Annotated in this window: 23 protein-coding genes; 4 read left to right on the top strand and 19 right to left on the bottom strand. The window is 70.4% G+C overall.

Annotated features, from left to right (window positions below):
- Positions 1–40: 40 nt before the first annotated feature.
- The 9 genes from LV79_RS17425 to LV79_RS17465 form a co-directional block, all read right to left on the bottom strand.
- Complete coding sequence (locus tag LV79_RS17425) at positions 41–1036, bottom strand: ABC transporter substrate-binding protein (RefSeq protein ID WP_253838001.1); 996 nt, start codon at positions 1034–1036, stop codon at positions 41–43.
- Positions 1037–1090: 54 nt separating this feature from the next.
- On the bottom strand, positions 1091–1948 hold the full coding sequence (locus LV79_RS17430) for a siderophore-interacting protein (protein WP_253838002.1): 858 nt from the start codon (positions 1946–1948) through the stop codon (positions 1091–1093).
- Positions 1945–2199: a phosphopantetheine-binding protein gene (locus LV79_RS17435; RefSeq protein WP_253838004.1), complete on the bottom strand. Its 255-nt coding sequence runs from the start codon at positions 2197–2199 to the stop codon at positions 1945–1947. Before LV79_RS17435 ends, LV79_RS17430 begins: the two co-directional genes overlap by 4 nt.
- Entirely contained in the window at positions 2196–2870 is a 675-nt protein-coding gene (locus tag LV79_RS17440; RefSeq protein WP_253838006.1) for an isochorismatase family protein, read from the bottom strand. The genes LV79_RS17435 and LV79_RS17440 overlap by 4 nt, the downstream gene beginning before the upstream one ends.
- On the bottom strand, positions 2867–4501 hold the full coding sequence (locus LV79_RS17445) for a (2,3-dihydroxybenzoyl)adenylate synthase (RefSeq protein WP_253838009.1): 1635 nt from the start codon (positions 4499–4501) through the stop codon (positions 2867–2869). Before LV79_RS17445 ends, LV79_RS17440 begins: the two co-directional genes overlap by 4 nt.
- Positions 4501–5694 (bottom strand): isochorismate synthase, encoded by a 1194-nt coding sequence (locus LV79_RS17450; protein WP_253838011.1) that lies wholly within the window; start codon positions 5692–5694, stop codon positions 4501–4503. Before LV79_RS17450 ends, LV79_RS17445 begins: the two co-directional genes overlap by 1 nt.
- Before the next feature lie 133 nt (positions 5695–5827).
- Positions 5828–6598 (bottom strand): 2,3-dihydro-2,3-dihydroxybenzoate dehydrogenase, encoded by a 771-nt coding sequence (locus LV79_RS17455; RefSeq protein WP_253838551.1) that lies wholly within the window; start codon positions 6596–6598, stop codon positions 5828–5830.
- 631 nt (positions 6599–7229) lie between these two features.
- Complete coding sequence (locus tag LV79_RS17460; protein ID WP_253838013.1) at positions 7230–7547, bottom strand: helix-turn-helix domain-containing protein; 318 nt, start codon at positions 7545–7547, stop codon at positions 7230–7232.
- A 465-nt stretch (positions 7548–8012) separates the two neighbouring features.
- The gene (locus tag LV79_RS17465) at positions 8013–8318 is read right to left on the bottom strand and encodes a DUF6355 family natural product biosynthesis protein (RefSeq protein WP_253838016.1); all 306 of its coding nucleotides are present in this window, start codon (positions 8316–8318) and stop codon (positions 8013–8015) included.
- Between the two features lie 296 nt (positions 8319–8614).
- Here LV79_RS17465 and LV79_RS17470 point away from each other — a divergent pair, with 296 nt between their 5' ends.
- Both LV79_RS17470 and LV79_RS17475 read left to right on the top strand, forming a co-directional pair.
- Complete coding sequence (locus LV79_RS17470; RefSeq protein ID WP_253838018.1) at positions 8615–9310, top strand: terpene synthase family protein; 696 nt, start codon at positions 8615–8617, stop codon at positions 9308–9310.
- Between the two features lie 366 nt (positions 9311–9676).
- Complete coding sequence (locus tag LV79_RS17475) at positions 9677–10549, top strand: DUF4082 domain-containing protein (protein ID WP_253838020.1); 873 nt, start codon at positions 9677–9679, stop codon at positions 10547–10549.
- Positions 10550–10866: 317 nt separating this feature from the next.
- On the opposite strand, the gene ppk2 is transcribed toward LV79_RS17475, so the two are convergent.
- The 5 genes from ppk2 to LV79_RS17500 all read right to left on the bottom strand — a co-directional run bounded on the left by ppk2 (position 10867) and on the right by LV79_RS17500 (position 16136).
- On the bottom strand, positions 10867–11862 hold the full coding sequence (gene ppk2 / locus LV79_RS17480; RefSeq protein ID WP_253838023.1) for a polyphosphate kinase 2: 996 nt from the start codon (positions 11860–11862) through the stop codon (positions 10867–10869).
- A 60-nt stretch (positions 11863–11922) separates the two neighbouring features.
- The gene (locus tag LV79_RS17485) at positions 11923–12147 is read right to left on the bottom strand and encodes a hypothetical protein (protein WP_253838025.1); all 225 of its coding nucleotides are present in this window, start codon (positions 12145–12147) and stop codon (positions 11923–11925) included.
- 13 nt (positions 12148–12160) lie between these two features.
- Positions 12161–13267, bottom strand: coding sequence for an inorganic phosphate transporter (locus LV79_RS17490; RefSeq protein ID WP_253838027.1), 1107 nt, complete (start codon positions 13265–13267; stop codon positions 12161–12163).
- 270 nt (positions 13268–13537) lie between these two features.
- Positions 13538–13942, bottom strand: coding sequence for a VOC family protein (locus LV79_RS17495; protein ID WP_253838029.1), 405 nt, complete (start codon positions 13940–13942; stop codon positions 13538–13540).
- A gap of 97 nt (positions 13943–14039) precedes the next feature.
- The gene (locus LV79_RS17500) at positions 14040–16136 is read right to left on the bottom strand and encodes a caspase family protein (protein ID WP_253838030.1); all 2097 of its coding nucleotides are present in this window, start codon (positions 16134–16136) and stop codon (positions 14040–14042) included.
- Positions 16137–16342: 206 nt separating this feature from the next.
- On the opposite strand from LV79_RS17500, the gene LV79_RS17505 reads away from it, so the two are divergent.
- Positions 16343–17308 carry a nitrilase family protein gene (locus tag LV79_RS17505; protein WP_253838031.1) on the top strand — a complete coding sequence of 322 codons (966 nt, stop codon included), beginning with the start codon at positions 16343–16345 and terminating at the stop codon, positions 17306–17308.
- On the opposite strand, the gene LV79_RS17510 is transcribed toward LV79_RS17505, so the two are convergent.
- From LV79_RS17510 to LV79_RS17520, 3 genes are all read right to left on the bottom strand, one after another.
- A complete protein-coding gene (locus LV79_RS17510) occupies positions 17283–18200 on the bottom strand; it encodes a carbon-nitrogen hydrolase family protein (protein WP_253838032.1) in 918 nt (305 codons plus the stop codon). The two genes, LV79_RS17505 and LV79_RS17510, sit on opposite strands and share 26 nt — an antisense overlap.
- Positions 18201–18234: 34 nt before the next feature.
- Positions 18235–18834 (bottom strand): hypothetical protein, encoded by a 600-nt coding sequence (locus LV79_RS17515; protein WP_253838033.1) that lies wholly within the window; start codon positions 18832–18834, stop codon positions 18235–18237.
- Between the two features lie 90 nt (positions 18835–18924).
- A complete protein-coding gene (locus LV79_RS17520; protein WP_253838034.1) occupies positions 18925–19554 on the bottom strand; it encodes an HSP18 transcriptional regulator in 630 nt (209 codons plus the stop codon).
- A 154-nt stretch (positions 19555–19708) separates the two neighbouring features.
- On the opposite strand from LV79_RS17520, the gene LV79_RS17525 reads away from it, so the two are divergent.
- Positions 19709–20149 carry an Hsp20/alpha crystallin family protein gene (locus LV79_RS17525; protein ID WP_253838035.1) on the top strand — a complete coding sequence of 147 codons (441 nt, stop codon included), beginning with the start codon at positions 19709–19711 and terminating at the stop codon, positions 20147–20149.
- A 61-nt stretch (positions 20150–20210) separates the two neighbouring features.
- Here LV79_RS17525 and LV79_RS17530 read toward each other — a convergent pair whose 3' ends face one another.
- Together LV79_RS17530 and LV79_RS17535 are read right to left on the bottom strand one after the other, a co-directional pair.
- On the bottom strand, positions 20211–21077 hold the full coding sequence (locus LV79_RS17530) for an aldo/keto reductase (RefSeq protein ID WP_253838037.1): 867 nt from the start codon (positions 21075–21077) through the stop codon (positions 20211–20213).
- Positions 21074–22045: an aldo/keto reductase gene (locus LV79_RS17535; protein WP_253838039.1), complete on the bottom strand. Its 972-nt coding sequence runs from the start codon at positions 22043–22045 to the stop codon at positions 21074–21076. The genes LV79_RS17530 and LV79_RS17535 overlap by 4 nt, the downstream gene beginning before the upstream one ends.
- Between the last annotated feature and the right edge of the window lie 105 nt (positions 22046–22150).

A 22150-nucleotide genomic window follows, 5' to 3' on the forward strand; every position in this document is an offset into this window, starting at 1 on the left:
GCGCCCGACCGGCTGCGCGCGGGCGCGGTGTGGACGGTGGTCACGAGTTCAGCAGCGGTTCGAGCGCTTTGTCGACCGCGTCGGCGGTGGCCATCGCCGAGCCGTACGTCGTGGCCTCGGTGTAGCGCAGCGGGTAGACCCTGCCCGCCTTGACCGCGGACAGCCCCTTCCACAGTGGCGAGTCGAGCACGTACCGCACACCCCCGGGCGTGGAGCCGTCGGCGGCGATCGTGTAGGTGATCACCTCGGCCTCGCCGAAAGCGGAGGGCAACTCCTCGATCGAGGGGTACTCGCTGACCTCCTTGGAGCCGCCGCCCTTCACCTTGACCTGGCCGTAGTAGTCAGCGCCCAGGTCCTGGGCGACGTTGGTGCCCCAGGAGCCGTTGAACTCGCGTTGGAAGTTGCCGTTGGCGATCTCGCCGTAAGCGCCCAGGTGCGCGCACCTCAGCCGGGGCAGGACCCCGGCGTACTTGGCGGCTATCCCCCTGGTCTTGTTCCGGTAGGCGTCGCGCACGGTGTCGAAGGTGGCCAGCGCGCCCGCCGCGTCGGCCTGCCTGCGCGAGAGTTCCCGCCACCCCGATGGCAGCGAGGGTCCCAGCGCGACGACGGGCGCGATCGCCCGCAGCCGTTCGAGTTCGATGTCGGCCAGCACCGGCTTGGGCACGCCGATCACGATCAGGTCGGGCTCGGCCTGGGCGATCGCCTCGTAGTTGGTCTCCGCGGCGGACTCACCCGCCACCTTGGCCAGTGTGTCGTACGCGGCGCGGGTCTGCGGGGTCATCATCGGCAGCCCCCGCCGCCAGGTGGAGATGCCGACGAGCGGTGCGCCCGCCTCCAGCAGGGCCGGGACGGCGTACCCGGTGGCGATGACCCGCTTCGGCGCGGCCGGGATGGTGATGTCGCCGTTGTCGGCGGTGAAGACCCGGGTGGCGCCCGTGGGTGCGGAGGGTTCGTCGGAGCCGGAGCCACACCCGGCGGTCAGGCCCGCGGCGAGCACGAGCGCACCGACGGCGCGGGCGAGTCTGGGCACGGGCATGGGTGATTCCCTCAACAGGTTGATCTTGAGTGGACAGGCGGTTGGTCGTGCGGATCACTCGTGGTCGTGCTCGTCGTCGAAATCGGCGACGCCTCGCTTCCAGTAGCCGGTGATGTCGTGGGCGGTCCTGTCCAGGCCCAGCTCGTCGCGGACCCAGCGGCGCAGCGGCTTGATCGAGCCCGCCTCGCCCGCGATCCAGACGTAGACCCGCTCGCCGTCGGGGACGCGGACCTCCCGCACGGCGCGGTCGAGCGGGCCGGGGCCGCCAGGCTCGGCGCCGTCGCGGTGCAGCCAGCGCACCTCCACACCCCCGGGGTTGCGCAGGTCGATGTGCTCGCTCGTGTCCGCGACCTCGATGAACGCCCAGCCGCGCGCGGTGCGGGGCAGTTCCTCGAGCCAGCGGGCGATGGCGGGCAGCGCGGTCAGGTCGCCCGCGAGCAGGTAGCGGTCGTAGCGGTGCGGGACGATCAACCCACCGGGCGGGCCCGCCACGTGCACCACCGCGCCGGGTTCGACCGCGCGCGCCCAATCGCTGCCCAGCCCGCCCTCGTGCAGGGCGATGTCGAGGTCGAGCTCGCCGGTGGCCGGGTCGTAGCGGCGCACCGTGTACTCGCGGGAGGTCAGCGACGGCTTGGGCCACCGCAGCACGTCGCCGTTGGGCTCCGGCAGCCGCAGCGTGCCGTCCGGGTCCGGGAACAGCACCTTGACGTGCTCGTCGGGCGCGTGCGCTTCGAACCCGGCGGTCCCGACGCCGCCGAGGGTGACCCGCAGCAGGCCGGACCCGACCATGGCCGTGCGCACCACCGTCGCGGCGCGCACGCGAATCGGGTAGCCGACCTTCTCCGCCGTGGTGCCCGCGCGGACCTCGGCGATCCGCTCGCGGTGGCGGTGCCGGTGGTCGACCCGGGTCACGAGTCCGCCCCGGTGACGAGTCGGGTCCAGTGGTCCAGTCGAGGCTCCTCGGCGAGGTCGGCGAACTCCACCGCGGGCGCACCCGCCGCCCGCCAGCGCTCGACCAGGGCCATGGTGCGCATGGAGTCCAGGCCCAGGTCGAGCAGGTCGGCGTCCGGGGTCACCTCCTCCGGTGCGCAGCCGAGGACCTCGGCGATGTCGGCCCGCAGGCGGTCCGCGGTCAGGGCGTGGCCCGGCGCGGGGGCGTTCACCGGCGGGCCCCCGCCGAGACCGGCGCGGCCAGCGCGGCCAGCGCGTCGGCGGTGGTGATCACGGCGCCGCAGCACTGCGCGACGTAGGCGCAGGCCCGGTCGTGGTGCTCGCGGGAGAAGTCGGCGACGGCGTCGCAGACCAGGATCGGCCGCAGGTCGGACATGAACGCCTCCACGGCGGTGGCCTGGCAGCCGATGTGGGCGTAGACCCCGGTGATCAGCAGTTGGTCGCGGCGGGCGGCGGCGAGCAACTCGGTCAGCCGGGTGCGCTGGAACGCGCTGTAGCGCCACTTGTCCAGCACCGTGTCGCCTGCCCTCGGGGCGAGTTCGGCGACGACGTCCGCGGCGCGCGGGTCGTCGTCGATGACCGCGCCGATGCCCGCGCCCCAGAACTCGGTGAGCAGGCCGCGGTCCTCGGTGCTCTGGCGGCCCGGCTGGGCGGTGTAGAACACCGGGATCCCCGCGTCCCGCGCCGTGTCGAGCAGGGCCGCGATGTTGGCGACGACCCGCGGGATGGGCGCGCCCGCGAAAGGAGCGAGGAAGTAGCGCTGCGCGTCGTGCACCAACAGCGCCGCCCGGGTCGGGTCGGGCCGCCAGTCGACCCGACCCGCGGGCAGTTCGGCCGCCGTGGGCAGCCGGTAGGTGGCGATCTTGGGCAGGGACACGGTCACGCCTTCCTCACGAGGGCGGCCAGGGCCGCCCGCAGGTCACGTTTGCTGGTCTTGCCGACACCGGTCACCGGGAACTCCGCGACGACCTGCACGAGGTCGGGAACCTTGAACGCGGCGACGCCGCGCGCGCGGATGAACCGGCGCAGACCGGGCCCGGTGGGAGCCGCACCCGCCACGGGCACGACGAAGGCGCAGGTCCGCTCGCCGAGGTACTCGTCGGGCACCGCGACCACCGCGGCGTCGAGCACGTCGGGGTGGGCCATGAGGTGGTCCTCGACCTCTTCCGCGGCGACCTTCTCCCCGCCCCGGTTGATCTGCTCCTTGGCCCGGCCGACGACCTCCAGGTGCCCGGTCGGGCCGCGCCGCACCAGGTCCCCGGTGCGGTAGAAGCCGTCCGGGGTGAACGCTCGGGAGTTGTGCTCGGGCGCGCGGTAGTAGCCGCGGATCGTGTACGGGCCGCGGGTCAGCAGCGCCCCGGTCTCCCCCGGCGGCACGAGGTCGTCGGAGCCCGCCGACGGGTTCTCCGGGTCGACCACGCGCACCTCGTCGTCCGGGGAGATCGGGCGTCCCTGGGTGCCCAGCACGAGGTCGTCCGGGTCGTCGAGGCGGGTGTAGCAGACCAGTCCCTCGGCCATGCCGAACACCTGCTGCAACCGCACACCCAGCGCAGGCCCGATCCGTTCGGCCAGCTCGCGGCCGCACTTGGCCCCGCCGACGAGCAGGACCTCCAGGGTGGACAGGTCGTGCTCGGTGCGGGCGGCCGCCTGCACCCACGAGGCGGCCAGCGGCGGCACGACCCCGGTGATCGTCACGCCCTCGCGGTCGATGAGCCGGAACGCGGTGTCGGCGTCCGGGCGCGGGCAGAGCACGACCTTGGCCCCCACGTGCAGCGCACCCAGGACACCGGGCGAGCTCAACGGGAAGTTGTGCGCGGCGGGCAGGGCGGCCAGGTACACGCTGTCCGGGCGCAGCGCGCAGATGCGGGCGCTCTCGCGGGCGCTGTAGAGGTAGTCGTCATGGGTGCGCGGGATCAGCTTCGGCAGCCCGGTGCTGCCGCCGGAGAGCTGCAGGAACGCCACGCCCGATGGGTCGGGTTCGGGCAGCTCGCGCGGTGTGGTCGCGGACAGCTCGTCGAACTCGGTCGACCCGACCACGTGCACCTGGCGCACCGAGGGCACCTCGGCCGCCACGGCGTGCGCGAGGGCCGCGTGGTCGTACCGCTCGTGCGCGTCAACGGTGAGGATCGCGGCGGCCTCGCTCTGCTCGGCGAAGTGGCGCAGCTCGGTGTACCGGTGGGCGGGCAGAGCGAACACCGGCCAGGCGCCGACGCGCCACAGCCCGAACAGCACCGGGACGAACTCGGGCACGTTCGGCACCTGCACGACCACCCGCTGGCCCGCGCGGATCCCGGCCTCGGCCAGGCCTGCCGCGATCCGGTGGGCGCGTCGGTCGAGTTCGGCGTAGTCCCAGCGGCTGGTGACACCGTGCCGCTCCCCCACCACGGCCGTGCGGGGCGCGTGCGCCTCGGCCAGCTCGGTGAGCAGTGCGCCGAAGGTCTGCCCGCGCCAGTGGCCCGCGGCGCGGTAGCGGGCGGCGACGTCCTGGGGCCACGGGCTGTGGTCGAGGGTCATCACCGCTCCCGCGTGCCGAGTGCCCGCAGCAGGGTGCGGAACTTCGCGCCGGTCTCGGCCAGCTCCGCGTCGGGGTTCGAGCCAGCGACGATCCCGGCGCCCGCGAACAAGCGCACCGTCGCGTCGCAGACCTCCGCGCAGCGGATGGTGACCACCCACTCGCCGTCGCCGTGCAGGTCGGTCCAACCGACCAGCCCGGTGAAGTAGCCGCGGTCGAGCGGCTCCAGGGCGGCGATCGCGTCGCGCGCGCGGTCGACGGGCACCCCGCACACCGCGGGCGTCGGGTGCAGCGCCTGTGCCAGCGCCAGCGCCGAGGTGCCGGGGTCGGCTGGATCGGCGATCCGGCCGGTGATCCGGGTCGAGAGGTGCCACATGGTCGGCGTGCCGATCACGGCGGGTTCGGCGGGCACGTCCAGCTCGCGGCAGAACCGGCCGAGCACCCGCGCGACCTGGGCCGCGACGTGCGCGTGCTCGGCCCGGTCCTTGGTCGAGGCCAGCAGGGCGGCCCGGCGCCTGCGGTTCTCCGCTTCTTCGGACACCCTTGGCGCCGACCCGGCCAGCGGGTTGGCGACCACCTCGGTGCCGCGCCGTGACACCAGCAGCTCTGGGCTGGCCCCGACCAGCGTCCGCAGCGCGGGATCGCCGGGCGCGCTGACGTCGACGGCGAAGGCGTGCGCCGCGGGGTCGGCGCGCACCAGCCGGGCGAGCAGCGCGGGCACCGCGACCGGGGTGTCGGCGAGCAGGTCGAGGCACCGCCCCAGCACGACTTTGTCCAACTCGCCACCGTCGATCAGCTCCAGCGCGCGGCGCACGGCGTCGGTGTAGCGCGCCGGTTCCGGTCGGGGGGTGACCGTCCAAGCGGGTACCGCCGCCGTTGCGGTGGGACCGTCGCCAGCAGGTGCGCGGGCCCGGCGGACGAGGGCGGGCACGACCAGGCTGGCCGGATCATCCGGGCGGAAGCCGATGGCGCCCACCACCACGGGGTCGTCGAAACCTGCCCGGACCGCTGATGCCAGCGCCGCGGCCGCGGCTCGGGCGTGATCACCACCATCAGCTTCGACGGAGGCGTGCACGCCATCGGCGAGCAGCGAGCCGTGCGCCGAGGAGTAGTAGAACGACCCGGGCAGGTAAGCGGCCAGAAGATCCGCCCCCTGGTGGACGGGACGGGGACGCACCAGGACAGCAGGAGACACGCCGAAGTTCCCTTCATGCGAGCGGATCGAGCCACGCCGAGCACATCCGAGGAGCGCTCCGCGTCGCGCCCATTCGCTCGTCTTGTCCAGCTGACAACCGGACGGCCGATCGCGCCGCGGCCCGGTCAGGCGATCAAGCGCACAGGGTGGCGCCACCGTCCACGTAGAGGTTCTGCATCGTGATATGCCGTGCGCGGTCGGAGACCAGGAAAACCACGGCGTCAGCCACATCGGCGGGGGCGGCGATGCGCTTGAGCGGGATACCGACGCGGAACTGCGCCGGGTCGCCCGCGATGACCCGCTCCGGTCCGTTGCCCTCGGTCCAGAGCGCGCGCTGCATCTCGGTGTCGGTCGAGCCAGGCGAAACAATGTTGCAGCGAACACCCGATCCGGCGAGTTCGAGACCGAGGCACCGGGTGAGCATCGTGGCCGCCGCCTTGGACGCCGCGTAGGCGGCCATTCCTGTGCGCGGCACACCTGCCGCGTTCGAGCCGATGGTGATCAGTACACCACGCCCGCGCGGCACCATGCGGTGGGAAATTTCCCGCAGCACGAAGAACACCCCGGTCGAATTGACCTCGAATGTCCGCACCCAGTCCCCGGTCCTGGTCGAACCGACGGAAGCCGGGAGCAGCACTCCCGCCGCGGACACGCCGATGTCGAGGGGCCCGAGGTCTCTCTCGACCTCTTCCACCACTCGCGCGAACGACTCCTGGTCGGTGACGTCGACCGGGAACGGCACCACCGACCCACCGGTGCGGTCCGCGACCGCCTTGAGCCCGTCGACATCGATGTCAACCCCGGCAACGGATACGCCTTCGTGGACCAGTGCTTCCGCGATGGCGGCACCGATCCCGCGCGCCGCACCGGTGACCAACGCGATCCGGCCGGACAACCCGGTCACCCCGACCACCGGCATCTCCCTCCGACGTATTAGCGAAGCTCTCCCAAGCTAGCTATTCACACCCCGATCCCGCGATAGCCGCACCGGAACTGTCATCCACGTTTTTGCCGGTTGCACATCATCACCCACAAGGCCGACCGATTCTCGTTTGTCGAAACGCCCGACGATCGAGGTAAACCCGCAAGCACGACGAAATCCGAACAGCTTTCGCATTGTGCACAATAGGACGACTCGATGACAATACAACAGTCCTCTATAGACAAAAGATCCAAGGTGAATTCCCACCCGTATCAGGACACGCCGAAGGGTGGTTTTTCCGCCGAACAGTCGTCTACACCCCGCGCCCTGCGGGCCGGCTTGCGACTCGGGCAGGCGCCGGGGCGACCGCGGAGATCACGAGTGGCTCGGTGCCGTTTGTGTGCACGGGAACAGCACCCCATCGTAGATGCCCGAGGCACTGCTGGCGCACCGCGCTCCCCGTTGTCGAGGTGCTCAACGCGGGCGGCCGTACATCCTCGCTACCGGTGCCCCACCACGCCGAAATCACCCTCGCCGTCATCTTCTCCGTACTCCTGATCACGGCCGGTCCGCAGTCGGTGGTCTGGTTCTCATCATTCGGCGTGCTGCGCTACTACCTGATCACGATCCTGGCGGCAGCGAGCAGCCACCCGGGCAACGCCGCTGCCCCTGCCCGCTCACCCTGCGCTACGCCGACGAACGCGCTCCGCGGCGTGAGCGGGCCAGCGCCTGCCCGCCGACGATCGCGCCGACCAAGCCCAGCAACGCGGCCGAGGCGGCCGGTCTCGAGGCGCGAGAGCGTGGAGTCGGAGTAGCCGCACAGGTGACCCAGATCCCGCAGGGTCGGGCCGCGGGCGCGGCGCGGTCGACGGACCAGGGTGCCGAGGTGGTCGCCCTGCAGGGCATCGTGAGCGTGGACGTGGTCGACCACCAGCTACCGCCCCACCCGATCAATCGGCAGCCCCAACTCCTCCACCAACTCCCGACCGGCTCACTCCTAGGTGACTCCCGGCCTCCACCGCCCCGCCCGGAACCGCCCAGTTCGGCTGTAGGTCGGCTCCACCCGCAACACCCGGTCATCGCGATCACGAAACCCCGCGTCCGCAGCCATCCGCTTGCGCGACAACGATTTCACATAGTCGGCCACGGGCATCACCGACTCGGACGAGGAACCAGCAGTCATCCCCGCAACCTAGCCCCACACGACCGGCTGCAGAAACGGCCTGCCCGGACTACTTCGTGGCGGCACGTACCGGAGGACGCACTGGACGGGCCTGTGGCGAATACCAATGCCGGGCTGACCCGCACACCCGCCTGCCTGCTGACGCGCATTGTTCGAGTGCGGAGTGCGTTGCAGGGCCTCGGACTCGCTCCAGGCGAGTCCGAGGCCGGTGGTCTAGCAGGTCTTTCCGGTGTACCAGGCGTACTTGATGATGTTGAGTGGGCCGAGGTACCACCGGCCAGGGGGGATGCAGCGGTTGGTCCCCGGCTTGCCGTGCTTCTCGATGCGGATCACCACGCTGCCTGAGGTCGCGCAGTGGTTGTACCAGGCCTGGTTCTTCGGCGCGTCCGGGTCCCACCCGCACGCGAGCGACCCCACCGGTTCCGCTGTCGCCGCAGGGGCGACCACGGTTGCTAGAGCGAGAGCGGCGACCGTGCTCATAGTCGCCGCGGCGACGCGGAAGTTCTTGCTGGATCTCACTGTTTCCTCCCTTGGTCCCCAGATACCGGAGAGCCTGATCCCACAGCGAAACGCCCCCCCAGCGTGGATCTCACGAGCGGCCGGCGATCAGCGGCTCGCAGGCCCTAGACAGTAGCCCCGTAGGTCCCATCGAACTAGACGAACTCGAAATGCCGCCATCGCGCGGAAACCCTCGTCCTGTCATCAGGGTGGGGCGATCGTGCCCGTCGGGGCGGCGACCAGGTAGATCACCGCACGCGCGGCTGGACCGCGAGGTGGTGGGACCTACTCTTCGGGTTCACCGTGAGGGGACCTCGATGCCACAAGACACCGTGTTCGACCTGCCCTTTCCGCTGCGGGTCAACCCGCACTGGGATGCCGCCCGCTTACGCAACCTCGACTGGGTGCGCGAGCACGGGTTGGTGGGCGGTGAGCGGTCGGTGCGGTGGTATTCGTCGTGGGACATGCCCTTGCTGGCCGCCTACGGTTTCCCCGACGCCACCGGTCCGGGGTTGGACCTGTGCACCGACGCGATGGCGTTCTTCTTCGTCTTCGACGACCAGTTCGACGGCCCGCTGGGACGTGCGCCCGACCAGGTGGCGCGAGTGTGCCAGCGCCTGATCGACATCGTCCACGGCGCCCAGGCAGGCCACGACCCGTGCTCGTCCGCGTTCGCCGACCTGTGGCGCCGCAGCACCGACAGCGCGGCTGCGGGGTGGTCGACGCGGGTGGCCCACGAGTGGGAGTACTACTTCGCCGCACACGCCCACGAGGCGATCAACCGGCTGCGCGGCACACCAGGTGACGTCGAGCAGTACCTCCAGGTCCGCCGGGGCATCGCCGGCACCGCGTTGCCGGTGTCGCTGGGTGAACGCGCCGCGGGCATCACCGTGGCACCAGCGGCGTTCCACAGCCCGCAACTGCGGATCATGCGCGAGATCCATGCCTTGATCCCGGAAAAGTGCGGTATGACCGGGTCGACCTCGAAACCCGGTCACTACGACGACAGGTGATCGTCCCTGCCCGAACCGTGTCGATCTGGACGATCGGTTCTGCGGAGACCACCTCTTCCGTCTACGGCGGGTGACGAGCCAGCGGAAATCGGTCGAGCCGTGACCATCGGCCCGCGGGCCCGGACGGGATGTCACCCGTCTGGGCGCGTTCGGCCTGGCATGTGCTCCGATAGCTTGTCGCCCAACGGTTTCGACTGTGGGTAGCTGGAGGGCGAGTGCTCCGCAGGAACGTGTAGGCGCTGGTAGCACTCGTCCTGCCCGCCGCGTTGACCGCCGTTGCGGCGAAGCAGCCAGCCGAGAGACCTTCCAGGGGACCAACTACCGGGTTCCCAGTCTTCGAGCCATGAGACCCATCTGGAGGACATGATGTCCCGCAGGTTGCGCACACTCGCCGCGGTCGCGGTGACCGCAGCCCTTCTCCCATTCGTCCCGGCGTCGGCCGCCGCCGCCAACCCGGCCCCGTTCCTGTGGATCACCAGCCCCAGCCGCGAGACCGTGGTCCCGGTCGGTCAGCCGATCACCATCGTGGGCGGCTCCTTCGAGAGCGAGGGCACCAGAACCACCCGATCCGACGTCTCCCTCGACGGTGGCGCCACCTGGGCCCATTTCGACCACGGCGGCCAGTGGAGCCTCACGCACACGCCGACCGAGGTGGGTCCGCTCAAGGTCGTCACCCGGGCGGCGTGGTTGGACCAGTGGGGCGACCCGCGCACTTACCACGTCCGCGTCGGTCCGACGACCCCGCCCGGCCCGGTCACCTGCCCCTGCACGTTCACCAGTCCGCCCAAGGAAGGCAGCCCGGTCTTCGACGTGCAGGAGCCCTACAGCCCCGACCTGGGCTTCCGCTTCTTCGTCGACCGCCCTGGCACGCTGACCGGGTTCACTGCCCGACTCGGCCCGGAGGTCACCTGGGCCAGAGGCTACCTGTGGGACGACAACGAACGGTTGGCCTACGCGGACATGGACCTGACCACCGGCCAGGTGACGTTCTCCCCCGGCGTGCGACTGGCGCCATACCGGCCGTACACGGTCTCCTACCACTTCAGCGGCCCGTACTACCCGGTCGCGGAGAACTACTTCACCGAGCGGATCACCCAGGGCCCCATCACCGCGATCCACGACGACCTCGGCGGCGCGGGAGTCTTCGGCTACAGCATGTCGGGCTTCACCGACCCGCCGACCCAGGTCTACCTCGACAGCAACTACCTGATCTCCCCCACCTTCGAACCCACCCCTTGACCAGCGGCTCCTGGCAGTGCGGATCGCCGTACTGCCAGGAGACGTCACCCGCGCCCACATAAGCGACAACGCGGTCGCGGGTGCCCGGCGGAAGTGATGTTCGCCGGGCACCCGCGGCTGGGTCAGAGGCAGCCGACGAGGATGACGGAGACGGCGGTGCAGGCCGATGCGGTTCGGTTGCCGGTGACGATGATGTGGCCCAACGACAGCAGGTGCAGGGGACGCGGAAGGTCTTTTTCACAACCGATCCGTTGTCCTCAAAGGACTAAAGAGGTGAGCGCCACAAGTACCTCGGGCTCGCCACGAGCCGCAAAGCGCTACATCGTGGCCGTGGAGTTCCTCGGTGGGTGCAGCCCTGGTGCGTCGGTGAGGTCTGGGGCGATCGGCGTCGGGCTCAGTGATGTGTCGTCCTCGCCTTCCTCCAGCAACGTGTTCGCGGCACCGACGACGCGCCCATCCGGTTCTCCGACGATGTCAAGATCGCGGTCGGCGTAGTCGACGCGGGCCAGCACGCTGCGCATCGCTTCCAGGCGGGCTCGGCGCTTGTCGTTGCTCTTGACGACCGTCCAGGGAGCGTCGGAGGTGTCGGTCGCCCGGAACATCGCGACCTTCGCCTGGGTGTAGTCGTCCCAGCGGTCCAGCGAGGCCAGGTCGTTCTCGCTGAGCTTCCACCGCCGGACCGGGTCGACCTGCCGGATGATGAAGCGGGTGCGCTGCTCGGCGCGCGACACCGAGAACCACAGCTTGACCAGGATGGTCCCGTCCTCGACCAACATCCGCTCGAACACCGGTGCCTGCACCAGGAATCGCTCGTACTGCTCGTAGTCGCAGTACCCCATCACCCGTTCCACGCCCGCGCGGTTGTACCAAGACCGGTCGAACAGCACCATCTCCCCCGCCGTCGGCAGGTGGGCGACGTAGCGCTGGAAGTACCACTGGCCGCGCTCGCGTTCAGTGGGCGTCCCCAGCGCCACCACACGCGCCCCGCGCGGATCCAGGTTCTCGGTGAACCGCCGGATCGTCCCGCCCTTGCCCGCCGCGTCGCGACCCTCGAACACGATCACCACCCGCTGCCCGGTGTCCTGGACCCAGTGCTGCAGCTTGAGCATCTCGATGTGCAGCAACCTCTTGGCGGGCCCGTACTCCTGCCGCCCGAGGCGCTCGGTGAACGGGTAGTTCTCCCGCCACGTGTCCACCTCGGCCCCGTCGGCGCGCAGCAACACCGGCTCCTCGCCATCGAGGAACCGGACGTCGACCTCACCGGACAACTCGGGGAACATCTCGGCCGCGGTGCGGAGATCGTTGTCGCTCATGCGTCCCACATACCCGCACACCGCGATCACAACCAGACATTCCTCATCTTCCCGACAACATCACTTGTTGACGGTCAGGTAGATGCCGTAGCCGATCAAGGCGACGCAGGCCACCGCGCACAGTGCGGACGTGGCGGTGGCGACGACGGTCGACGTGCCGCGGTCGAGTGCTCGTGTTCGGTAGTCGAAGGCGTTGATGCCGAGCGCGGCCAGCACTACCAGGCCGACACCTGCGGTGAGGGCGACGACTAGGACCTCGCCGAGTCCGTTCCAGTTGATGTGCATGTCGGCTCCTGGGTCACACGGTCGCGGCGTCGTTGACGTTGTGGGCGCTGATCGGGTTGCGGCGTGAGAGCCAGTAGATGCCGCCGCAGATGGCCGCCGCCGCGATCGCCACGATGACGGTGCCTGCGGCGCCCGTGCCTGCGACCCAGCCCGCACCAGCGCCGACCAGGGCCGCGGCGGGCAACGTCAGCGCCCAGGCCACCACCATCCGTCCCGCGGTGGACCACCGGACCTCGGCCAGGCGCCTGCCCACGCCGGAGCCGATCACGCCGCCGGAGACCACGTGCGTGGTGGACAGCGCGAAGCCCACGTGCGACGAGGTCAGGATCACCGCGGCGGCGCTCGCCTCGGCCGCGAAACCCTGCGGTGGCCCGATGTCGGTGATGCCCCGGCCCATGGTGCGGATGATCCGCCAGCCGCCGAGGTAGGTGCCCAGCGCGATCGCCGACCCGGCGGAGATGATCACCCACAGCGGCGGACCCGCGGCGGCGGGCAGCGATCCCGCGGTGATCAGGGTCAGCGTGATCACCCCCATCGTCTTCTGCGCGTCGTTGGTCCCGTGCGCCAGCGCCACCAGTGACGCGGTCACCACCTGACCGACCCGGAACCCGCGGCGGCGGGTGTCCTCGCCGGTCCGGTGGGTGATCCGGTAGGCCAGGAACGTCGCGATCATGGCCACCAGGCCCGCGATCAACGGCGACGCGACGGCCGGGACCACGACCTTCTCCAGCACGGTGGTGAACCGGACCGCGTCCGACCCGGACGCCACCCACACCGCGCCGATCAGCCCGCCGAACAGGGCGTGCGAGGAACTCGACGGGAGCCCGACCAGCCAGGTCAGCAGGTTCCACACGATCGCCCCGACCAGCCCACCGAAGATCACCGCGGGCCCGATCCTGGTCTCGTCCACGATCCCGCTGCTGATCGTCTTGGCCACCTCGATCGACAGGAACGCCCCCACCAGGTTCAGCACCGCCGCGATTCCGACCGCCTCCTTGGGCTTCAGCGCCCCGGTCGCGATCGACGTCGCCATCGCGTTCGCCGTGTCGTGGAACCCGTTGGTGAAGTCGAACGCCAACGCGGTGATCACCACCACCACGACGATCAGTGACACGTCCATCCCAAACACCCTCCACGTCGACCCACTGGCCTCCGCCGAGTACCCGGCCACACCAACCACGGGAGAACCCGCGATGAACACTGCCCGGGCGCCCGCAGTCACCGCGACCAATCCACACGGGACGGCGCATCGACCGCTCCATCCCTGCGGCGCGGCAATTGCCCCGTCAGCGGACTCATCCCTCGCTGCCCTGGGACGCCGTCGACTCAGGACTCCACGACTTGGCGCATCGTCGCCAACGCCGGATCAGGGGATCGGTCTGACCGCCCTCTACTTCCCGATGAGCACTTCGCCTTCCAGGCCATCGGGGTCGCGGAAGAACACGCTGAGGACGGCGCCGAAGTCGTTGACGGTGCCGTCACTGGCGCCGCGGTCGACCAAGCGCCGGCGGATGATCTCGAAGCTCTCGGCGGAGGCCGCTTGGAGCCCGAAGTGGTCGAGCCTGCCGCGGCCCCACATCGGGGTTTGCCGGTCGGGCTCGGGGTTGCCCTCGATGGTGACCACGTTGAGTTCGGTGTGCGGCCCGATGCGGATCATCGTCATCGTCTCGCCGTCCTTGACGCCGTGCGGCTCGGTCGGGCCGACCTCCGCCTCGAAGACCTCCCGGTAGAAGTCACGCAGCCGTTCGATATCCCTGGAAACCAGCGCGATGTGGTTGATCCCGTCCAGCAGCACTGCCCCTCACCCCTCATCCAGTCGGACCCACACCCCTCGCTATACCCGCGATGCGCCGTCTCATGCTCACCCGTTCGACCCAACACGGGCGAGGCTCTCAAGGGCGGAGCGCGGTTGGGGCGTCGAACCAGGTTGGTTTGGTCTTCAGGCTTTGGATGGTCAGGTTCTCCAGGATCTTCTGGAGTTCGGCCTTCCCGTACCGGTCCTTGTGGGTGGGTTTGACGTCGATGGTCAGGATGTAGTCGGTGCAGTCGAGGGCGGCTGAGGTGTCCTCGACGTGGGCGCGGTGGCCGTTGACCTGGGTGGTCCAATTGGGCTCTTGGTTCGTGCGGTCCTGGTAGAAGCTGATGTTGACGGCGGGGCCGTCCTCGAAGAAGACTTGGTCCCGCTTGCCGTAGCGGTCGTCGCACAGGTCGATCGCTGCTTGCCAGGGTTCTTGGTTGACCCGGGCCGGGTCGAGGCCGTCCGCGCCGCCGCAGGGGTGCAGGGTCGGGGGCAGGTAGCCGAAGCGAGTCGGGAACCGCATGGGTCTGGTGATGCCGAGGCGGACAGCCGCGCCCACCTTCAGGACTGTGTCGCGGGCAACGGGAATCTGGTCGTCGGTCTGCACGACGTACCAGGAATCCGGGGCGTACTCGACGATGACAGCGGGTTTGTGCAACGCGCCGCCCGGGATCTGCTCGGTCCCCTCATCGGTCAGCGCGGGTGAGTAGTACCCCGACTTCCCCGCGACGGTGACGGCCTCGCCGGTCTTGCCCTCGGTCGCGTCGTAGCCGCCCTTGGGGTAGACCGCCACCCACGCCGCCGACCTGCTGGCCATCTCGCCGGTCGTGATCTCGCGGATCGAGATGTTCTGGACCCCGCCGTCGATCCGGCTGTCACCGATCCGATAGCCGGTGATCGGCTCCACCGCGGCGGTGAAGACCAGGTCGGTGGCCTTGGGTATCCGGTTGTCCGTGGTCGTGGTGCTGGTGGACGGCGATGCGGGGGCGGTGGTGCCGCGATCAGCGGATTGGCCTCCCGCCGCGTTCTCGCGGTTGAGGATGATCACGACGGCGGTGACGAGCGAGAGGGCGAGAACAGCGGCCGCCACCGGTATCGCGAACCGCCGCCGACCCTTCCGCGGCGGGTCGACGGCGGACTGGACGTCTTCGTGGACCGGCTCGTCCAAGGACTGCGGCGCGGCGGGCTCCTCGACCGGCGGCGGGGCGAACAAGCGGCGCACCTCGGTGGCGGCGGCTTCGGCGACCGTCGCGTCGTCGTCGACGAGCAGGCCGTCGAGCAGCGCGCGCACCTGGTCCTGTCCCACGGGAGAACCGGACTCGAACTGGACGACCGTGTGCCGGAGAGCGGCCAACCGCACCTCGGGCAACGGGCTGTCCAGCGCCTGCGCGACCCCGGCGGGGAGACCGTCCGGGACCCGCGGGCCGCGCGCGCTCGTGGCGATGACCAGCTTGCCCTGGAGCTGGCTGTCCAGCCGCGGGGTCTGCTGGAACGGGCTCGCCTCCACCTCGTCGAAGACGTACCGGTACAGCTCGTCGGAGTCGACCACACCGTCGCCGTCGAGGTCCGCGTCACCGCTGCGCAGGCCCCGGACCAGCGCCTGGGTGAACACCCCGCGGCTGTTGTCGTACCCGCCTGTGCTGACCAGGTCCGGGTGGTCGGTGGTCTCGTAGGCGTATTCCATGGCCGAGGACGCCGTCATGACCACGCGACCACGCCCGCTCAGCCGGTGCACCACGTCCACGTCCTGGGCGACCGCGCGGTGCAGCGCGCCCGGTGGGAACGCCCCGGCATAGCAGCAGTCGAGCCAGACCACGATGTGCGTGGCGCGGCTGCGGGTCATCTGGTCCCGGATGAACCGGGCGGACACCGCGGTCGCCTCGAGCCGGTCGTAGCGGGAGTTGGTCATCGCCAGGTGCAGTTGCCCGGCGTCGTCCTTGACGCCGTGACCGGAGATGTAGAGCAGCACGACGTCGCCACGACGCGCGTCCGCGAACAGGTCGTTGATCGCGAGCGCCACGTCGTGGGCCTGCTCGTTGTGGGAGGTCCGCACCGCGTAGCCGCCGATGGTCTCGTCCTGGAGCACCCCGGCCAACGCCTCGGCGTCCCCCGCGGTGCCGCGCAGACCCCGGAACAAGGCGTCGGCGTGCACGTCTGTCGCTATCAGCAGCGCCTTGCGGCTACCGACCACGAGCCACTCCTCCGAACTCGGGCGACGGGCTCGACCGAGGGTCAACCGTACGCCGGACGGCCTGAGGGTATCGAGCCGTGTCGAGCCCCCGCGGAGGGAGGTACCGCCGTCAACGGCCAGGTCTCCCCCGCGACAGCCTGTCGTCCTCGGGGCGTAGTCCTATCAGGACAGTCGACAACGGTGATGGGGTGCGGTTGGCTGCTGCCATGGCCGATGTGGTGAGGGTGGGTGCGGTGCAGTTCGAGCACCGGGACGGCGACAAGGCGTACAACCTGGGGCAGGTTCGTCGGTTCGCGGGTGCGGCGGCTGACGCGGGTGCGCGTGTGGTGGTGTGCCCGGAGATGTGCCTGGTGGGCTACTGGCACCTGCGCCGACGTACGCGGCAGGAGCTGTGGGACCTGGCGGAGCCGTCGGACGGTCCCCTGGTGGCCGCGCTACGGGATCTTGCCGGTGAACTGGGGATCGGGGTCGGCGCGGGTTTCCTGGAGAGCGCGGGCGAGCGGCTGTTCAACTCCTACGCCGTGTGCCTGCCCGACGGTGTGGTCCACGTGCACCGCAAGCTGCACGCGTTCGAGCACGAGGCCATCTCCAGCGGGTCCGGCTACACCGTGTTCGACACGCCGTGGGCGCGGATGGCGGTCCTGATCTGCTACGACAACAACCTGGTGGAGAACGTGCGGGCCTGCGCGCTGGCCGGGGCGACCGTGCTGCTCGCTCCGCACCAGACCGGGGGCACGCACTCGCGCAGCCCGCACGGCATGAAGCCCATCCCGCTGTCGGTGTGGGAGAACCGCCACAACGACCCCCGGGCCGTCGAGGACGCCTTCCGCGGCGCCAACGGCCGGGAGTGGCTGATGCGGTGGCTGCCCTCCCGCGCGCACGACAACGGGCTGTTCGTGGTGTTCGCCAACGGCGTCGGCCGGGACGACGACGAGGTCCGCACCGGCAACGCGATGGTCATCGACCCGTACGGCCGCGTCGTGGCCGAGACCTGGGCCGCGGGCGACGAACTCGTCCTGGCCGACCTCGACTTGAACCTGGTCCCCTTGTCGACCGGCCGCCGGTGGCTGGCAGCGCGCCGACCTGAGCTGTACGGACCGCTGGTGGAGCGGTTGGGGACCGAGCGCGACCCGAGGACGGCTCGGTTCAGCCCGGACCCCGTCGACTGGTGACGGCGCGGGGTGGCGTGGAGGTGCGGTCGAGGCGCAGGAGGTCGGGGCGGGAGTAGTGACCGGAGACATCCAGGTCGAGGTAGGCGCCGTCGAGGAGACCGGGGTCGACGTCGGTGATCAGCAGGTCGGGGTGGCCGAACACGGGGCCCGCGAGGAGTTCGCCGAAGGGGTCGACGACGCAGCTGCCGCCGTTGATCATCGGTTGGTCCGGCGGGACCGGGTAGTCGGCGGGGTAGTCGCCGCGAGTGGCGTACTGGTTGGCCGACAACACAAAACAGCGGCCCTCGACGGCGATGTGCCGCATGGTCGCCGTCCAGACGTCACGGGCATCGACGGTCGGCGCGCAGTAGAACTCGACGCCCTGCTGGTAGAGGGCCGCGCGGTAGAGCGGCATGTAGCTCTCCCAGCAGATCGCCATGCCGATGCGGCCAATGTCGGTGGGGATGACTGCGATGTCGGAGCCGTCGCCTTGGCCCCAGATCAGGCGCTCGACGCCGGTGGGCATGAGCTTGCGGTGGTGGCCGAGTAGGGCGCCCGTGTGGTCGAACAGCAGCGATGAGCAGTAGAGGGTGTGGCCCGATCGCTCGACCACGCCCACCACGACTAGGCATCCCGCGGCGGCTACCTCGGCACGCACGCGGTCGAACGTCTCGCCTGGTACCTCGATGGCTGATTTCCGGTAGCGCGCGAACAACGAGCGGCCCTCAGGTGTGCGGTCGCCGACGGTCGCGCCGAATGACGCGCCTTTGGGGTAGCCGCCGAGGAACGCCTCTGGGAAGACGACTAGCTCCGCTCCGGACTCCCTTGCCCGGCGCAGGAGGACCTCGAACAGGTCAAGCCCGCTCGACAACTCGAACAGCGGCGCCGCCGCTTGGACCACCGCAACGCGCACGACCCGCTCCTCTCGGTCCAAGTCTGACCCATTGTCACGGGTGTTCGGTTCGTGCGCGGTATTCGTCAACCTGATCGGGGGTGGGGTCGATGCCCACCGACTCGGCGAAGTCCTCGGGGTCGGCCGACTCGCGCGTGGGGTGCGAGAGGGCGGACTCGACCGCCACCACCACGTCGGGGTGTCCCAAGGGAAGTGGGGCGGTGACGCGGTCTTCGGAGCCGCCCGTGCTCACCGCGACCAGCCGGACGTCGATGTCCTCCGCCGCGAGGTCGGCGCGTCGCCGGGTCATGCGGTGCATCCACTCCTCGTTGGCCGCCAGCGCCGGGGCTCCGGGGACGGTGCCCGCGGCGCCCGGGTCGACCAGCAGGACCAACACGAGGTTCTCCGGGCGGCGTTGCGCCACGGCCAGCGCGGTGTCCGCGGCTGTGCCCGCCGCCACCAGGGCCACGGCGCCGTCCACACCGGCCAGCTCGTGCTCCACCCGGGCAGGCGCGTCCTCGTCCTGCCCGATCCACCGGACGTCGCGGGTTCGGGCGAACTCGCGCCACGTGCCGGGCAGGGCGCCGTGGGTGGCTGTGTCAGCCGGGTCCAGCACCACGACGGTGCCGATCACCCGATCGCTCGCACGGGTCATTGGTGGCTCCTCTCCCGAGTTCCCTGGGTGGCCCGGGTGCCCGCGCCAGGAGCGGGCAAACATCGCGCCGCACCGCCCGGGTGACGTCAGTCAGGAACCCGCGTCATGTCGGGCGCGGTCGAGTTGGTCGGCGACGGCTGTGATGCGGTCGGCCAGGTCGGGGTGGGCGTCACGCAGGTGCGGGCCCGCGTCGGTGAGCGGGCTGAGCAGGTCGGCGGTGTCGGCGCCGCCGAGTGCGGTGGTGACGTCGTCGACGCTGCGTTGGCCGTCGTGGTCGAGGTCGTCGACGACGCTGACCGCGGCGGCGAGCCTGCGGAGCAGGACAGCGTTGTCACGCGCCCAGCGCACCACCGCCTTGTCCCCCGCGCGGCGGTCGCGTTCGGCGCGGACCCGCTGCTCACCGGTGCTCGTCGTCGTGCCGTCCGGCCGGACCCTCAGGTAGCGGCGCTCGGCGGCCTGCCTGCTGGCGACACCGAGCGCGGGCGCGATCCGGGCCCAGCTGACCCCGGCGTCCCGCGCGGCCTCGATGAGCCTGGGTTCCCACCCGGCCAGTTCGTCGCGGATGTGGCGCAGCAGCGTGAGCGCGGCCAGCACGTCCTCGGCCTCGCCTGTTCCCTGCTCGGCGACCGCGTGCACCAGCGCGAGATCGCCGATCGCGTCGTCCTGGCCCGCGGGTCCGGTACTCAGGTGGGATCGCGCGTCGTCTCGGTCGTCGCCCATCGGACCTCATCCGTCATCGTGGGGACGACATCGTAGCTCAAGCCAGACGACACACAGATCGTCATCGCTAATGCGACACCACACTTGTCATCCATCTGACGACGTGTTAGAACTGTGGTGCGCGTTGACGACACGACAACCAGGAGGTGGAACGATGTTGATGCGCACCGACCCGTTCCGGGAGTTCGACCGCATCGCCCAGCAGGTCTTCGCGGGCGCGCAGGGGACGTGGTCCCGACCGAGCTCGATGCCGATGGACGCCTACCGCGCCGGTGACGAGTTCGTGGTCAGCTTCGACCTGCCCGGCGTGGACCCGGACGCGATCGACCTCGACGTCGAGCGCAACGTGCTGACCGTGCGGGCCGAGCGCAGGCCCCAGGACAGCGCCGACGGCGTCGAGTTCCAGGTGGCCGAACGCCCCAGCGGCGTGTTCAGCAGGCAGCTGTTCCTCGGCGACACCCTGGACACCGATCGCATCAGCGCCGCCTACGACCGCGGTGTGCTGACCCTGCGCATCCCGGTCGCCGAGCGCGCCAAGCCGCGCAAGATCGCCATCGCCGCCGCGGGCGACGACCAGAAGGTCATCAACGCCTGACCCGGGCCGGAGGGGTCGGGCTTGCTCCCGACCCCTCCGGCGACCAAGCCGAGCCGGTAGGTCAGTCGGTCAGGCGGTGGTTGCCCAGTTGGACGGTCATACCGGGGTCGCGGTGGTCGAAGAACTGCGAGGCGCCGGTGTCCAGGGCGGCGATGCGGGCCATCTGGTCGTCGGTGAGCGCGAAGTCGAAGACGTCGAGGTTCTCGGCCATCCGATCGGCGCGGACGGACTTGGGGATGACGACGACGTCGCGCTGGATCAGCCAGCGTAGGACGACCTGGGCCACCGATTTGTCGTGTGCGTCGCCGATCTCGCTGAGGACCGGGTGGGTGAACAGGTCGTTCTTGCCCTCGGCGAACGGGCCCCAGGACTCGATCTGGACGCCGCGGTCGCGCATGAGGTCCTGGTCGGCGGTGCGCTGGTAGAAGGGGTGGGTCTCGATCTGGTTCACGGCCGGGACGATGTCGTAGTGCTCGATCAGATCGACGAGACGGTCGGGGTGGAAGTTGGACACGCCGATCGCCCTGGCCAGGCCCTGGCGGTGGATGTCCTGCATGGCACGCCACTGGCCGTGGACGTCGCGGTAGGGCTGGTGGATCAGGTACAGGTCGACGTGGTCGAGGCCCAGTTTGCGCAGCGAGGTGTCGAAGGCGCGCCGGGTGTTCTCCTCGGCGGGGTTGTCCTGGACCCACAGCTTCGTGGTGATGAACAGCTCGTCGCGCGGGATGCCCCTGATCGCACGCCCCACCGCTTCCTCGTTGCCATATGCGGCGGCCGTGTCGATCGACCGGAAGCCCGCGGCGAGCGCGTCGGTGACGACCTTCTCCGTCTCCTCCGGCGGGACCTGGTAGACGCCGAACCCCAGGATCGGCATTTCGACGCCGTTGTTCAGGGTGACGTTGTGCACGGCGGTTCCCTTCCCCGTCATCGGTCGAGCATCCGCATCTGCTGCTCGTTGTGGTGCTCACCGGACGCCGGGGCCAGGCCCTCCAGCGTGGCGACCTGCTCGGCGGTGAGGTCGACGCCGTCGGCCGCGACGTTCTCCTCGACGCGGGCGACGCGCTTGGTGCCGGGGATGGGCGCGATGTTGTCCCCCTTGGTCAGCAGCCACGCGAGGGCGACCTGGGCGGGGGTCGCGCCGATGTCGGCCGCGATGCCCTTGACCTCGTCGGCGAGAGCCAGGTTGCGGGAGAAGTTCTCGCCGGTGAAGCGCGGGTTGGTGGCCCGGAAGTCGCCCGCGTCGAGCTGTTCGAGCGATCGGATCGTGCCGGTGAGGAAGCCCCGGCCCAGCGGCGAGTAGGGCACGAAGCCGATGCCCAGTTCGCGCAGCAACGCCAGAACCCCGTCCTCGGGGTCGCGGGTCCACAGCGAGTACTCCGACTGCACCGCCGTGATCGGGTGCACGGCGTGCGCCCGCCGGATCGTGTTCACCCCGGCCTCGGACAGTCCGATGTGGCGGACCTTGCCCTCGGCCACCAGCTCGGCCACCGCGCCGACGGTGTCCTCGATCGGGGTGTTCGGATCGACCCGGTGTTGGTAGTAGAGGTCGATGTGGTCGGTGTCCAGACGTCGCAGCGAGCCCTCGACGGCGGTCCGGATGCCGGCCGGGCTGCCGTCCGGGACGTCGCGACCGGTGTGCGAGATCAGGCCGAACTTGGTGGCCAGCACGACGTCGTCGCGGCGGCCCTTCAGCGCCCGGCCGACGAGTTCCTCGTTGGTGTAGGGCCCGTAGACCTCGGCGGTGTCGATGAGCGTGACGCCCAACTCCAGCGCGCGGTGGAGGGTGCGGGTGGACTCGGCGTCGTCGCTGCCCGCCCCGGTGTAGCCGTGGGACATCCCCATCGCGCCGAGACCGATCCGGCCCACCACCAGGTCACCCAGCTTGGCGTGCTTCACGTTCGCTCCGTTCGTGGTCGTGACCCCGCAAGCATGTCCCAGAAGGCGGCGAGATACACCTTCCGGAAACGGGGGTGCCATCCGCGTGCCCGGGCCGGTGCGAGC

Source organism: Actinokineospora globicatena (genome assembly GCF_024171945.1).
Taxonomy (GTDB): Bacteria; Actinomycetota; Actinomycetes; order Mycobacteriales; family Pseudonocardiaceae; genus Actinokineospora; species Actinokineospora globicatena.